This window comes from Duganella dendranthematis, assembly GCF_012849375.1.
GTDB lineage: Bacteria > Pseudomonadota > Gammaproteobacteria > Burkholderiales > Burkholderiaceae_D > Rugamonas > Rugamonas dendranthematis.
In genome coordinates this window covers 5,202,261-5,216,799 of the sequence record NZ_CP051684.1, presented here as the reverse complement: position 1 = coordinate 5,216,799, position 14,539 = coordinate 5,202,261, and the positions used below count along the sequence as shown (strand labels likewise).

The 14,539-nt window shown below is 63.7% G+C and carries 11 protein-coding genes; 6 read left to right on the top strand and 5 right to left on the bottom strand.

Going from position 1 to position 14,539, the window contains the following annotated elements:
• Window positions 1-136 precede the first annotated feature (136 nt).
• From HH213_RS23970 to HH213_RS23960, 3 genes are all read left to right on the top strand, one after another.
• Complete coding sequence (locus tag HH213_RS23970) at window positions 137-1,204, top strand: phosphotransferase (RefSeq protein ID WP_169113906.1); 1,068 nt, start codon at window positions 137-139, stop codon at window positions 1,202-1,204.
• 114 nt (window positions 1,205-1,318) lie between these two features.
• Complete coding sequence (locus HH213_RS23965) at window positions 1,319-5,860, top strand: response regulator (RefSeq protein WP_169113905.1); 4,542 nt, start codon at window positions 1,319-1,321, stop codon at window positions 5,858-5,860.
• A complete protein-coding gene (locus HH213_RS23960; protein ID WP_110847584.1) occupies window positions 5,857-6,780 on the top strand; it encodes a diguanylate cyclase domain-containing protein in 924 nt (307 codons plus the stop codon). Before HH213_RS23965 ends, HH213_RS23960 begins: the two co-directional genes overlap by 4 nt.
• A gap of 62 nt (window positions 6,781-6,842) precedes the next feature.
• Here HH213_RS23960 and HH213_RS30285 read toward each other — a convergent pair whose 3' ends face one another.
• From HH213_RS30285 to HH213_RS23935, 5 genes are all read right to left on the bottom strand, one after another.
• Entirely contained in the window at window positions 6,843-7,145 is a 303-nt protein-coding gene (locus tag HH213_RS30285; RefSeq protein WP_169113904.1) for an excalibur calcium-binding domain-containing protein, read from the bottom strand.
• Window positions 7,146-7,211: 66 nt separating this feature from the next.
• The gene (locus HH213_RS23950) at window positions 7,212-7,610 is read right to left on the bottom strand and encodes a GFA family protein (RefSeq protein WP_169113903.1); all 399 of its coding nucleotides are present in this window, start codon (window positions 7,608-7,610) and stop codon (window positions 7,212-7,214) included.
• Window positions 7,611-7,700: 90 nt separating this feature from the next.
• Window positions 7,701-8,837 (bottom strand): acyl-CoA dehydrogenase family protein, encoded by a 1,137-nt coding sequence (locus tag HH213_RS23945; protein ID WP_169113902.1) that lies wholly within the window; start codon window positions 8,835-8,837, stop codon window positions 7,701-7,703.
• A 9-nt stretch (window positions 8,838-8,846) separates the two neighbouring features.
• Window positions 8,847-10,037, bottom strand: coding sequence for an acyl-CoA dehydrogenase family protein (locus tag HH213_RS23940; RefSeq protein WP_110847581.1), 1,191 nt, complete (start codon window positions 10,035-10,037; stop codon window positions 8,847-8,849).
• A gap of 96 nt (window positions 10,038-10,133) precedes the next feature.
• Window positions 10,134-10,586, bottom strand: coding sequence for a winged helix-turn-helix transcriptional regulator (locus HH213_RS23935; RefSeq protein WP_169113901.1), 453 nt, complete (start codon window positions 10,584-10,586; stop codon window positions 10,134-10,136).
• 72 nt (window positions 10,587-10,658) lie between these two features.
• Between HH213_RS23935 and HH213_RS23930 the strand changes: the two genes are divergently transcribed.
• Genes HH213_RS23930 through HH213_RS23920 form a run of 3 tightly spaced genes read left to right on the top strand, consistent with a single transcriptional unit; the run spans window position 10,659 to window position 14,539 of the window.
• Window positions 10,659-11,876: an MFS transporter gene (locus tag HH213_RS23930; protein WP_169113900.1), complete on the top strand. Its 1,218-nt coding sequence runs from the start codon at window positions 10,659-10,661 to the stop codon at window positions 11,874-11,876.
• A 49-nt stretch (window positions 11,877-11,925) separates the two neighbouring features.
• Window positions 11,926-13,326, top strand: coding sequence for a glycoside hydrolase family 88/105 protein (locus tag HH213_RS23925; protein ID WP_169113899.1), 1,401 nt, complete (start codon window positions 11,926-11,928; stop codon window positions 13,324-13,326).
• Between the two features lie 13 nt (window positions 13,327-13,339).
• Window positions 13,340-14,539, top strand: coding sequence for a BT3233 family polysaccharide utilization protein (locus HH213_RS23920; protein ID WP_169113898.1), 1,200 nt, complete (start codon window positions 13,340-13,342; stop codon window positions 14,537-14,539).

Here is a 14,539-nt window from a genome sequence, read left to right as displayed (position 1 = left end):
GAATGGCTGTCACCACCAACAAAGGCCGCTTTAAAAAGTGCACAGCGAGGCGTGGCGACGAAGACAGTGCGCCTGCACGGCAAGGAGCCGCAACGAAGCTGTGGACTTTTTAAAGCGGCCGCCAGCAGGAGACAGCATGTTTGAAGAATTCATCGGCACCAAACCGGTCTCGGCGCGCCACCAGTTCGACACGGTCGCCCTCAACGCCTGGCTGCGCCAGCACGTGGAAGGCTACCCGGACGGCGAACTGAGCGCCGAACAATTCAAGGGCGGCCAGTCCAATCCCACTTTCAAGCTGAGCGTCGGCGGACAACACTATGTACTGCGCACCAAGCCGGGACCGGCCGACAAGCTGCTGCCCTCCGCCCATGCCATCGAACGCGAATACCGCGTCATGGACGCGCTGCAACAGCACGGCTTCCCGGCGCCGAAACAATACGCGCTGTGCACCGACGAAACCATCATCGGACGCGCCTTCTACGTGATGGAATGCGTGGAAGGCCGCGTGCTATGGGACCAGTCGCTGCCCGGCATGACGCCCGCCGAACGGGCCGCCATCTACGACGAACTGAACCGCGTGATCGCCCAGCTGCACACGACCGACTACGCCGCCATCGGCCTGGCCGACTACGGCAAGCCCGGCAACTACTTCGCGCGCCAGATCGAACGCTGGACCAAGCAGTACCTGGCCTCGCAAACCGAAACCATCGAGGCCATGGACCAGCTGATCGCCTGGCTGCCGGCCCACATCCCGCCCGGCGACGACACGTCCATCGTACACGGCGACTTCCGCCTGGATAACATGCTGTTCCACCCGACCGAGCCGCGCATCCTGGCCGTGCTGGACTGGGAACTGTCGACGCTGGGCCACCCGTTCGCCGACTTCTCCTACCACTGCATGAGCTGGCACATTCCGCCCGGCCAGTTCCGCGGCATCGCCGGCCTGGATTTGCAAGCGCTCGGCATTCCGACGCAGCAGGAATATATCGCCCGCTACGCCGAGCGCACCGGCAAGACCATCCAGCTGAGCGATTTCAACTTCTACCTGGCGTTTAATATGTTCCGCCTGGCCAGCATCATGCAAGGCATCATGAAGCGCTACGTCGACGGCACCGCCGCCAGCGCCCAGGCGCTGGAATCGGGCAAGATGGCGCGGCCGATGGCCGAGCTGGGCTGGTCCTACGCCTGCGGCAAGCCGATCTAGCATACCGGGTCGAGGGCGATGTGGCGGCCAAGCGCCGTCCACGACAAAAGCCCTTTCTGAAACCGTTGTCCTCGGCTACTATCGTGCTGCCAGCACAAGACTGAGGCCAACCGCGTGCCAGAAACACAACGCAAACCATTACCATCCATCCGCTCGCAGATCGCGCTGCTGGTCCTGGCTTGCGCGCTGCCCACCGTGGTCGGCTTCGGCGCACTGGTCGGCCAGTTCTACAGCCGTGAGCGCGACACGCTCAAGGAAGATACCCAGCAAGCCGCGCGCGCCGTCGCCGCCGCCATCGACCGCGACCTGGTGCAGAGCGAAGGCGCGGCCACCGCGCTGGCCTCCTCGCCCAGCTTGCGCACCAACGACCTGGACGCGCTGCGCTTGCAGGCCGGCGCCCTGCTCAGTCCCCAGTTTCCCTCATCACAATTCATCTTGAGCGACAGCACCGGCAAAGCGGTACTGAACGTCGGCGCGGCGCTGCCCGATACGCTCAACCCGGTCGGCAACCACCGCCGGCTGGCGCCGCTTTTCGGCCACGGCCGGCCGCAGATGTCGGTTATCGTGGTGGAAGGCAGCGCCCTGCTGGCGCTCGACGTGCCGGTATTCATCGACAGCCACGTCGCCTACGCCATGACCGCGCTGCTGAAGCCGGACCGGCTGGCGCGCACGCTCAAGGATGAACACATCAGCGCCGACCAGGCCATGACCTTGTACGACGCCGACGGCAACGTGGTGGCCCAGGCCGGCGGCCCGCGCCTGCTGCTGGGCCATGCGGCGACGCCGGAGCTGCGCGCACAGATGCTCAAGGCGGCCGAAACCCTGCTCGATACCGAAGACGCCCAGGGCACGCCGGTGTATCTGGGCCTGAGCCGGGCCCCGGTGAGCGGCGCGGTGGTCGGCATCGCCACGCCGCAAGCCAAGGCCTACGAGGAACTGTTGAGCGCAGTGGCGCTGATCGCGGCCACCATGATCGCCGTGCTGGCGGCCGGCTTTTCGCTGGCGTGGGCAGTCGGCGGCCGCATCGCCCGCTCGGTGCGCGAGCTGGTGGCGCCGGCCCAAGCACTGGCCAGCGGCCAGCCGTTCGCCATGCCCGTCACTACCTTCCGCGAAGCCGAAATGGTGGCGCAGGCGCTGCACGCGCTGGAAGGCGACCTGCGCCGTCACAATCACGAACTGGAAAGTCTGGTGGCCGAGCGCACCAGCCAGCTCGAACGCAATCGCGCACAGCTCGAAACCCTGTACGCCACCGCCCCGGTCGGCCTGAGCTATGTGGACAACGAACTGCGCATCGTCCGCATCAACGAATACCTGGCCGCGCTCAGCGACCAAAAAGTGGTGGCCCATCTGGGCTGCCACATCGGCGAAGTGATCCCGGACCACGCGCTGCGCATCGCCGTGCTGGGCGACTACCGGACGGTACTGGAAACCGGCAAGCCGCTGACCAACCTGCGCCGCGCCGGCCACACCGCCGCCGCGCCGAACGAGGTGCGCCACTGGGTGATGAGTTACTACCCGCAATTCGGCCCCGGCGGCAACATCATCGGCATCACCTCGCTGGTGCTGGACGAAACCGACTACAAGCGCGTCGAAAGCGAATTGCACAGCTCGCGCCGTCTACTCAGCTCGGTGGTAGAAAACATCCCGGCCATGATCTTCCTGAAACGCGCCGAAGACCTGAGCTACGCCATGTTCAACCGTCACGGCGCCCGGATGCTGGGCCACAGCAACGAGCAGTTGATCGGCAAGAACGACTACGACTTCGTGCCGGCCGCCCAGGCCGACCAGTTCAAGTTGGACGACCTGCGCGTGCTCAATAGCGCGCCCGGCACCGTCGCCGAAATCGCCGAAGAACCGCTGGCCACGCCCGACGGCCCGCTGTACCTGACCACCCGCAAGGTGGCGCTGCGCGACGAGCACGGCATCGCCACCCACGTGCTGGGCATCTCGCTCGACATCACCGACCGCAAGCAGGCCAAGGAAGTGCTGCGCGCCACCGCCGAGCGGCTGGCCGCCAGCGAACACTTCGTCCGCACCGTGACCGATAACCTGCCCGGCATGGTGGCCTACTGGGACGCCGACCTGCGCTGCCGCTTCGCCAACCGCTACTTCCTCGAATGGCACGGACTGAGCCACGAGGCGGTGCTGGGCGCCCGCATGCCGGAGGTGCTCGCCGCCGACGAATACGCCGAGGGCGCGGCCTATGTTCAAGCCGCGCTGGGCGGCGAAGCACAGGGCTTTGCCGGCAAACTGCGCTGGCCGTCGGGCGACATCAGCCATACCTGGGTCAATTACATCCCGGATATGGACGATTCCGGAGCTGCAAAGGGTTTCTTTGTGCTAGTCTCCGATGTCACCGAATTAAAGGAAACAGAATTGCACCTGCAGGAAGTGAACGAAGAGCTGATCCTGGCGCGCGACCGCGCCGAAGCAGCCAGCCGCGCCAAGAGTGAATTCCTGGCCAATATGAGCCACGAAATCCGCACCCCGATGAACGCCATCATCGGCCTGGCGCGGTTGCTGGAGGAAGCGCCGCTGGCGCCGCGCGAACGCGGCTACCTGCACAAGATCCAGTTCGCCACGCAATCGCTGCTCAGCCTCGTCAACGACGTGCTCGACTTCTCGCGCGTCGAGGCTGGCCAGCTGGTGCTGGAGCATGCCCACTTCCATTTGCAGCACGTCCTCGACAGCATCAGCGTCATGCTCAGCGGCAGCGCCAGCGACAAAGGTATCGAGCTGGTGTACGACATCGACCCGGCCATGCCGACCGACCTGGCGGGCGATCCGATGCGCTTGCAGCAAGTGCTGCTCAACCTGATCAGCAACGCCATCAAGTTCACCGCCCACGGCGAAGTGGTGCTGACGGTGCGGCCGGCGCCCGGTTCGGCGCGGCCGGGCGACCGCGCGCTACTGGTGGAATTTGTCGTGCGCGACACCGGCATCGGCATCGCGCCCGAACAGCAGGCCGGCATCTTCGACGCCTTCTCGCAGGCCGACAGCAGCACCAGCCGCAAATTCGGCGGCGCGGGGCTGGGCCTGGCGATCTGCCGCCAGCTGGCCGATATGATGGGCGGCGCCATCAGCGTCACCAGCGCGCCGGGGCATGGCGCCGAATTCCTGTTCGCCTGCCCGCTCGAATCCATCGCCCCGCTGACCGCCGCCGCGCCGCCCGATACCACCGCCACGCTGTCGGTGCTGATCGTCGACGACAACGCCAGCGTGCGCAAGGCGCTGTACGACGCCGGCCGCAGCTTCGGCTGGCACACCGCCTGCGCCAGCGGCGCCGAACAGGCGCAAACGTTGCTGATCGAACGCGCGCGCGCCGCGCGTCCCTACGACCTGTTACTGCTGGACCAGGACATGCCCGGCACCGACGGCCCGGCGCTGCTGCACCAGCTGCCCCCCGACCTGCTGCTGCCGCCGGTGCTGATGATGACCTCGGAACACCGCGCCGCCACGCTGGTCCAGCAATCGGCCGCGCTGGGACTGGCCGGCGTGCTGTCCAAACCGGTCAGTCCGGGGCGGTTGCTGGAACGGGTCAGCGGTCTGCTGGCCGGCGACCAGGCCACCTCCGGCCTCATGGCCCAGCTGGAGCACACGCCGCTCAAGGATCGCCTGAACGGCATGCGCATCCTGCTGGTGGAAGACAACGAAATCAACCAGGAAGTGGCGGAATACATGCTGCTGCATGCCGGCGCCTCGGTGGAAGTCGCGGCCAACGGCCAGTTGGCGGTCGACCGGTTGGCCGCCGCCGCCGACCGCTACGACGTGGTGCTGATGGACGTGCAGATGCCGGTCATGAACGGCTACGACGCCACCCGCGCCATCCGCAGCCAGGGCCTGCTGACCTTGCCGATCATCGCCATGACCGCCAACGTGCTGGAAGACGACCGCCGCCGCGCCGCCGAAGCCGGCATGAACGCCCACGTAGCCAAGCCGATCGACGTCGAAGAACTCATCTCGGTGCTGACCCGGCTGGTGACCATCCGCGACGCCTCGCGCGACATGGTGGCGACGGTGCCGGCCAAGGCGCCGCACGCCATCCCGACGGCGTCGCTGATGCCGCCGCTGTCGCCGCTGCCGGGGATCGACGTCGACGCCGCGCTGGGCCGGCTGGGCGGCAACTATGAAGCGCTGACCGGCCTGCTCAAGCGCTTCGAACAATCGCAAGGCGGTGCTGTCAGCGAAGTGCGGCAGCTGCTGTCCGCCAACCAGCGCCAGCAGGCGGCGCAAGTGCTGCACCGTTTGCGCGGCGTGGCCGCCAACCTGGGGGCGTCGGACGTCGCCCGCCTGAGCGCCAGCGCCGAAGCCGTGCTGCACGACGCCAGCGCCGACTCGCTGGCCGTGCCAAGCGCGCTTAACCGGCTGGAACAAGCGCTCGACCTGGTGGCCCGCACCGCCCGCACGCTGGCTTCGCCGCAGCATGCTATTCCTACAAGCAACACTCAGCCTTCTGATCTAACGCAAAAACTAGCGGAGTTACAAGGATTGCTTCAGAATAACAATCTGAAAGCACTAGAACACTTCCGGGCCTTGCGACCGGCGCTGGCGTCGGCCAGCTTGGCCCAGGCCTTGAGTGAAGCAGTGGAAACCCTCAACTTCAAGGCCGCACGCCAGATGGTAGAAGACATGTTGCAGCGAAAGGAAAGTGCATGACTTGGACCGACCTGGCCCGTAACGGGCGCATTCTCGTGGTCGACGATGCCATGGAAAACATCCAGATCCTGCACCACGCACTGCGCGAAGAACATGAAGTGCTGTTTGCGCTGGACGGCGAACAGGCGCTGCAAATTGCCCACGACCAGCAGCCGGACCTGATCCTGCTGGATGCCGTGATGCCGGGCATGGACGGCTATGCAGTGGTGGCCGCGCTGCGCAGCTCGCCGCGGTTGCAGGACATTCCGGTCATCTTCGTCACCGCGCTGAGCCAGCCGGAAGATGAAACGCGGGCGCTGGAAGCCGGTGCGGTCGACTTCATCAGCAAACCGTTCAACGTCGCCGTGGTGCGCGCGCGGGTACGCAGCCAATTGACGATCAAACGCCAGGCCGACGCCATGCGCGAACTGAGCATGACCGACGGCCTGACCGGCGTCGCCAACCGCCGCAACTTCAACGATACCGTCGACGCCGAATGGCGCCGCTGCGCGCGCGCCGGCCTGCCGCTGTCGGTGATCATGATCGACGTCGACCACTTCAAGCTGTACAACGACCACTACGGCCACCAGGCCGGCGACGCCTGCCTGCAGCAAGTCAGCGCCGCCATGAAACGCTGCGCCAGCCGCCCGCAAGACATGCTGGCGCGCTACGGGGGCGAGGAATTCATCCTGCTGTTGCCTCAAGAGGCCAGCGACGGCACCGAAGTGGTGGCCAACCGCATCCAGGAAGAAGTGCGCAAGCTGGCGATACCCCACTCCGCCTCGCCGACCGCGCCGGTACTGACCCTGAGCATGGGTCTGGCCACTGCGACACCCCCGCTGGAAGGCAACGATCCCAGCCCCCTGATCCGCATCGCTGACAACAACCTCTACCGCGCCAAACAGTCGGGGCGGAACCGGTATTGCATCAGTCTGGATTAGCGCGAGCGGCGGTTGCCGCCCCAAGCCGACCTTCGTGAAGAAGGCCTCCATCAGAAGGCCATTTACTTGCACCATTGCTTCTCACATGGAATACCGTCATTATTGCCATCCATCTTGACGTTAGGGCAGTGCTGCAAAAAATAAGTAGCCTCCTCGCATGACTTCATTTGACTGCAAAAAGTGCGGCCGTCACATGCAAACGACGCCGCGCCTTCCATTTGAATCTTTGGTGCCGGTACAGGCTCCACCTGCACATCAGAAGCCAATGCCATCGCTTCAGCAGGCATCTTTGAACTAAAGCTGTATTTTTTATAGCCTGTCCATGCCAACGCAGCCAATATCACTATTAGAACAATTCTTCTCATCAAACGCGCTCGTAGGTGGCGATCGCCCCCAGCAACAGCAAGTAAAGTTTCGCTGTATTCATCAATTTAAAGATGACGAACTTCGGCTGGTGGTGTTTCCCAATTATCGTTTTTACCGTCCAGATAAGTGATCGGTATACTCACGAGTTCATCTGGGGTCACGTCGTCAAGGCAGCTCAGATTCACTGCATAAAACTCGCCCCAGCGCGGCGAGCGTCCGATGCCGAAAGAACGAATGCCGCAGTGCTTGCAAAACAGATGCTGGTCCGTCTTGGTCAGGAATTGGTATTTGGTGAGCTCAGCCTCGCCCGACAACAAGCGAAACGCGCTTGGCTGTACGATGGCAGGCCAAAACCTCGCTTTGGCGCAAATCGAGCAATTACAGCGGATAGAACCCTGGCTGAGGTCAATATCCGCCTCAAACCGAACTACACCACAATGACAGCTTCCATGATAGGTCTTCAATTGCGCTCCACGCGACTCCGTATCATCCAACTTTAACAGTCAATTGCCTGTTTTGCAATTTAGACTAGACCCGGAGTTTCGCGCGTTTGCTTAGGAATGCTGCTGGAACCCCCGCTGCGCCGTAAAGCGCTCCAGGTGATGATCCACATCCCCCAGCGTCAGCTCAATCATGGTCAAGCGCTTGAAGTGGTGCGCGGCCGGCAGTTCGTCGGTGACGCCCATGCCGCCGTGCAGCTGCACCGCCTGCTGGCCGATGAACTTGGCCGCCTGGCCGATGCGCACCTTGGCAGCCGACGCCACCCGCCGCCGCTCCTCGGCATCGCACACCATGCGCGCCGCCACCAGCATTGCCATGGAGCGCGCCTGTTCCAGGTGGATATACATATCCGCCATCCGATGCTGCAAGGCCTGGAAACTGCCGATAGCGAGGCCGAACTGTTTGCGCGTTTTCACATACTCCAGCGTGGCGTTGAACAGCGCTTCCATCGCCCCCACCGCTTCCGCGCACAACAGGCTGACGCCGTAGTCGGCGGCTTCTTCCAGCATGTCCCAGCCGCCGCCCAGCTTGCTCAGCAGCGCCGAGGCCGGCACCGCAACATGGTTGAACTGCACCGTCGCCGCGCGCTGGCCGTCGATGGTGCGGTAGTCGCGGATCACCACGCCCGGCGTGTCGGTCGGCACCACGAACAGGCTGATGCCGTTGGTGTCGCGCTGGGTGCCGGCGCTGCGTGCCGAGACGATCAGCGCATCGGCCTGGCCGCCGTGGATCACCACGGTTTTGGTACCGTCGATGCGATAACCTTCGCCATTGATGCCGGCGATGGTTTTAATATCCGCCAGATCGTAGCGGGAATGTTTTTCGCCCAGCGCGCATGCCAGCTTCAGTTCACCCTTGGCCACGTCTTCCAGCCGGTGATGCTGGTTACCCGCCAATTGCAGGAACTTCGCGCCCCACACGGTGGCGAAGTACGGCTCGACCACCAGCCCGCGGCCCAGCTCCTGCATCACCACCAGCATGTCGACCGCGTTGCCGCTGAAGCCGCCCTGCGCTTCCGGCACCGGCAGCGCCGTCATGCCCAACTCGGCCAGCATATTCCACGCCACATCCGACACGCCGCTCGGCGAGTGCACGATGCGCTTGCGCGTGTCGAAGCTGTAGTCCTTGTCCACCCAGCGGCGCAGCGCGTCCGCGAACTGCTGCTGTTCTTCGTTGAAAGTGAAATCCATTGCCGCTCCTTACAGGCCCAGGATCATCTGGGTGATGATGTTTTTCTGAATTTCGTTCGAGCCACCGTAGATCGAGGTCTTGCGGTAGTTGAAGTAGTAGCCGGCCAGCGGCGCGGCGGCGTCATCGCCGGTTACAGCGTGGTCGGCCTTGCCTTCCAGGTAGTCGGTGTCGAACGGCAGCGCGCCCGGTCCCAGCACTTCGACCATCAATTCGGTCAGTTGCTGCTGGATTTCGGAACCGCGCACCTTCAGCATCGACGCTTCCGGCCCCGGCGCGTGCGATTCGCGCGTGATCACGCGCAGCACCGTGGTTTCCAGCGCCATCAGGTCGATTTCCAGGCTGGCGATTTTGGCCGAGAACACCGGGTCCTGCATCAGCGGCTTGCCGTGCTTGTAGTGTTCGGAGGCGATCTTTTTCAGGAACAGCAGTTCGCGCTTGGAGCGGCCGACCGCAGTGATGCCGGTGCGCTCGTGGCCCAGCAAATACTTGGCGTAGGTCCAGCCCTTGTTTTCCTGGCCGATCAGGTTTTGCACCGGCACCTTGACGTTGTCGAAGAAGACTTCGTTCACCTCATGGTCTTCGTCCAGCATGATGATGGGACGCACCGTGATGCCCGGCGTTTTCATGTCGATCAGGAGGAAGGAGATGCCCTCCTGTTTGCGCACCGTACTGTCGGTGCGCACCAGGCAGAAGATCATGTCGGCGTGCTGGGCCAGCGTGGTCCAGGTTTTCTGGCCGTTGACGATGTAGTGGTCGCCGGCGCGCTCGGCGGTGGTTTTCAGCGACGCCAGATCGGAACCCGAGCCTGGCTCGGAATAACCCTGGCACCACCAGTCATCGCAATTCAGGATGCGCGGCAGATAGTGGGCTTTTTGCGCCTCGTTACCGAAGGCCATAATGACCGGCGCCACCATGTTGACGCCAAACGGCAGGATCGGCGGCGTGCCCGAGCGCGCACATTCTTCTTCCCAGATGTGGCGCTGGGTCGGCGTCCAGCCGGTGCCGCCGTACTCCACCGGCCAGGCCGGCGCCGACCAGCCCTGGCGGGCGACGATCTGGTGCCAGCGCACATAGTCCTGGCGACTCAGCCGCAGATGGTTACGGACTTTCTTTTGCAGGTCGCTCGGCAGGTTGGCGTCCAGGAATGCGCGCACCGTGTCGCGAAACGCCAAATCCGCCGCCGTGTAAGTCAAATCCATGCTGTCTCCTTATTATTCAGCCGATAAAAAAGCACGACCGTTCAAATAATTGTACTCCCATGTTCTTTAAAAGGGCGACGGTTTGAATAAATTTGTTCACTTTCTAACGATTTTTTTCACCACCGCCTGTGCCGGTTTGAGAATGTGCCCGTCGTGATCGCGTGGTTGCATAGGGCTCACGCGTTTGCCGCTGTCTTTTTCCAGCAGCACGGAGTGGGCTTCGCCAGCGGTGAACAGGTGGCGTTCGGCCCACTGCCGCAGCGCGACGATGGCCGGGAACAGGCTCTCGCCTTTGCTGGTCAGCACGTATTCCTGGTAGGCGCTGCCGTCGGAGGCGGGTTGGATGGTCAGCAAGCCTTCCTCCACCAGCGCGCTCAGGCGGTCGGACAGAATGTTGCGGGCGACGCCGAGGTTGCGCTGGAAGTCGCCGAAGCGGCGGATGCCGTCCAGCGCATCGCGCACGATCAGCATCGACCAACGGTCGCCCACCAGGTCGACCGCGCGGGCGACGGGACAGTCGTCTTGTTGTAAGGATTTTCGTTTGGCCATGGTTGCATTTTAAAACTGGTTTACGGTAGGCTGCAACCAGTTTTGTTTTGCAACTAGATTTGGAGGCTGATCGTGCCGCGTTCTTTAGTATTGTTGTTTGCCTGCGCCAGCGGGCTGAGTGTCGCCAATGTGTATTACGCGCAACCGTTGCTGGATGCGTTGGCGGCGGATTTTGGGATCCCCGATGCGGCGGTCGGCGGCGTTATCACCGCCACCCAGTTTGGCAGCGTCCTCGCATTGCTCCTGTTGGTGCCGCTGGGCGACCTGCTGCCACGGCGGCGCTTGATGCTGGCGCAGCTGGTGGCGCTGGCCATGGCATTGGCGGGAGTTTGCCTGGCGGCGGGGACAATTTCGCTGATGGCGGGCATGCTGGCAATCGGCATGCTGGGCACGGCGATGACGCAGGGTTTGATTGCCTACGCAGCCAGCGCTGCGGCCGACGACGAGCGCGGACGCGTGGTCGGCGCGGCGCAAAGCGGCGTGGTGGCAGGCTTGCTGCTGGCACGCGTGTTTGCCGGGCTGATCGCGGATCAGGCCGGATGGCGTGGCGTGTATGCCGCCTCGGCGGCGTTCATGCTGGCGCTGGCCATGCTGCTGTGGCGCGCGCTGCCGGTGCAGGCCCCAGCGGATGCTGCGCCACAGCGTGAGGGTGGCGTTCCGGCATCGCTGCCGCAGTCCTACCTGCGCCTGCTCGCCTCCGTGTTCAGTCTGCTGTGGCGCAACCGCGTGCTGCAAGTGCGCGGAATGATCGCGTTGCTGATGTTTGCTGTGTTCGGCACATTCTGGAGCGCGCTGGTGTTCCTGCTGAGCGCGCCGCCCTACAGTTATTCGCATACGACAATCGGCGCCTTCGGGCTTGTCGGCCTGGCCGGTGCGCTGGCCGCCGCCCGCGCCGGACGCTGGGCCGATCGGGGTCGCGCGCAACACACTTCCGCCATCGCGCTGACGCTGATGCTGCTGTCCTGGCTGCCACTGGCCTTCGCACCACACTCGCTAATCGCCTTGCTCATTGGCATCCTGGCGCTGGACCTGGCCGTGCAAGCCCTGCACGTCACCAACCAGAGTCTGATCCTGCGTTCCGGCACCGAGCACAGCCGGCTAATCGGCGGCTACATGGTGTTCTACGCCATCGGCAGCGGCGCGGGCGCGCTGGCCGCCACCAATCTCTATGCGATGGCAGGCTGGTCCGGCGTCTGCCTGCTTGGCGGCGGACTCAGCGTGGCCGCGCTGCTGTTCTGGCTCGCCACAAAGTGGCCTGTCCGGATTGCAAAAGTGGCCGGACCAATCTAGAATGGTCTGACCAAATAAACGTTTTACCAAAATAAAGAGACAAAAACCCGTGACCTCCCCATCCGCCCTGATTGCGGCTGTTGCCGCGACCCTGCTCGCCCTTCCTGCCCATGCTGAAGGCCCGTACCGCAACCCGGACAACAAAAGCGTCTACGACGCCGGCGAGGGCACCTACCCTGTGCCCTACAAAAAACCGACCGTCGCCGAAATCACGGCTTCGATGGACCGCATCCGCAGCTACCTGGAAGCCACCACACCAACCAAGGTCGTCCACAAAAGCACTGGCATCCAGATCACCGACTTTAGCCAGCCGGTGGCCGACGCTATTGTCGAGCCAAGCAGCGCGGAATGGAACTTCCAGGTCTACGAAATGGGTGTAGTCCACGCCGGCCTGATGAAGGCGGCGGCCGTCACCGGCGATAACAAATTCACCGCCATGACGGCGCGCCACTTCCAGTTCATCGCCGACAAGTACCCGTACTTCAAGGCGCAGGAACAGCAATTCCACCTGGAACGCGCCAACAGCTTCGCCCGCGTGATCGATCCGCGCTCGCTGGACGACGCCGGCTCCATGTGCGCCGCCATGATCCGCGCCAGGTTCGCCAAAGTCGGGCCGGACATGGGCCAGTTCATCGACACCTGCAGCAACTGGGTCGCCAAGAAACAGTTCCGCCTGAAGGACGGCACGCTGGCGCGCCAGCGTCCGCAAGCGGTATCGCTGTGGGCCGACGATATGTACATGGGCGTGCCGGCGCTGGCCGAGATGGGCCATCTGACCGGCAAGCGCGAGTACTATGACGACGCCGTCAAGAACGTGCTGCAGATGACGCACTACCTGTTCAATCCGCAGCTGAGTCTATACACCCACGGCTGGAACGCCAACAATCCGGACGCGCCGCGCTTCTACTGGGCGCGCGCCAATGGCTGGGCGGTGCTGACCATGAGCGACCTGCTGGACGTGCTGCCGAAGGACCACCCTGGCTATCCGAAAGTGCTGGCGCAGCTGCGCACCACGCTGCGCGGCATCGCCGAACTGCAATCGGGCGAAGGCCTGTGGCACCAGATGCTGGACCGTAACGACTCCTATCTGGAAACCTCAGCCAGCGCCATCTTCACCTACGTGATCGCGCACGCCGTCAACGAAGGCTGGGTTAGCGCCGCGACTTACGGCTCGATCGCGCAAGCCGGCTGGGTTGGTCTGACGACCCGCATCAACGCGCGCGGTCAGGTGGAAGGCACCTGCGTTGGCACCACCTTCGCCAGCGACCAGATCTACTACTACAACCGTCCGACCAGCGTTGATGCGCTGCACGGCTACGGCCCGGCACTACTGGCCGGCGCCGAGATGATCAAGCTGATCAACAATCCGAAGATCGATGTCCAGGTCAAGCTGCGCACCTACCACTACGTGCCGAAAGATGCCGGCGCCACCAACTACAGCCATGAATAAGGGGACGACCACCATGCGCACCTACCTGTTGCCGATTGCTTTCCTGCTGAGCGGCGGCGCCGCCCAGGCGGCCGAGCTGGCCAAGATCACCGTCACCAACGACCTGGACCTGGCACGGCCGTCGGAAACCATCGCGATACCCTGGAGCGAGATCAACCGCGCGCTGCCTGGTGCGCTGATTCAGAAAATCGCGGTCAAGGACAGCAAGGGCAATGTGCTGCCGTATCAGGTCAGCAATGTGGCGCCGCAGGCCAAGGATCCGAAAGGCATCGGCGTCGCTTATGGCGAGCTGTACTTCCAGCACAGCTTTGCCGCGGGCGAGAAACAGGCCACCTTCACGGTGGAAAAAACAGAGACAGTGACTCAGCCGTTCGCCCCAAAAACCTTCGCCCGTTACGTGCCGGAACGTCTGGACGACTTCGGCTGGGAAAACGACCACGTTGCGCACCGCACCTACGGCCCGGCGCTGGCAGCACCGGACACGGCCGGCGTCGGCAAGGAAGTGCTGGTCACCAGCGGACTGGACATCTGGTTCAAGCGCGTCGACTACCCGATCGTCGACCGCTGGTACAACAAGGGCCACGACCACTATCACCATGACGAAGGTGAAGGCATGGACATGTACAACGTCGGCAAGTCGCGCGGCGCTGGCGGCACCGGTGTGTGGGACGGCAAGCAGCTGTATGCAGGCCGCAACTACGCGTCGTGGAAAGTGCTGGCCAATGGCCCGATCCGCACCATCTTCGAGCTGAACTACGACAGCTGGGATGCGGCTGGCGCCAAGGTCAGCGAAGTCAAGCGCTTCACGGTCGATGCCGGCCAGGACTTCGACACCATGGACAGCACCTTCACCTTCAGCGGCCCGCAGCAGCTGACCGTGGCGGTCGGCCTGAATAAAAAGCCGTCCGACAAGAACCAGGATGAAAAGATCGCCGTCGGCCGTGACGGCGTGGCGGTAACGCAATGGGTCACGCAGGCGACCAAGGGCGCGTTCGGCACCGCCATCGTGCTGCCAAGCGCGACCGCCATTACCGAAGACGCGCTGAACGAGCTGATCGTCGCCCCGGTGGAGTCCGGCAAACCGCTGCGTTACTACATCGGCGCGGCGTGGGACCGCGCCGGCCACGTCAAGACGGCGGCCGAGTGGCAGGAAAAGGTCAAACTCATGACCGCGCGCGCCACCCACCCGCTGAAAGCCACCGTCGCGCCTTAA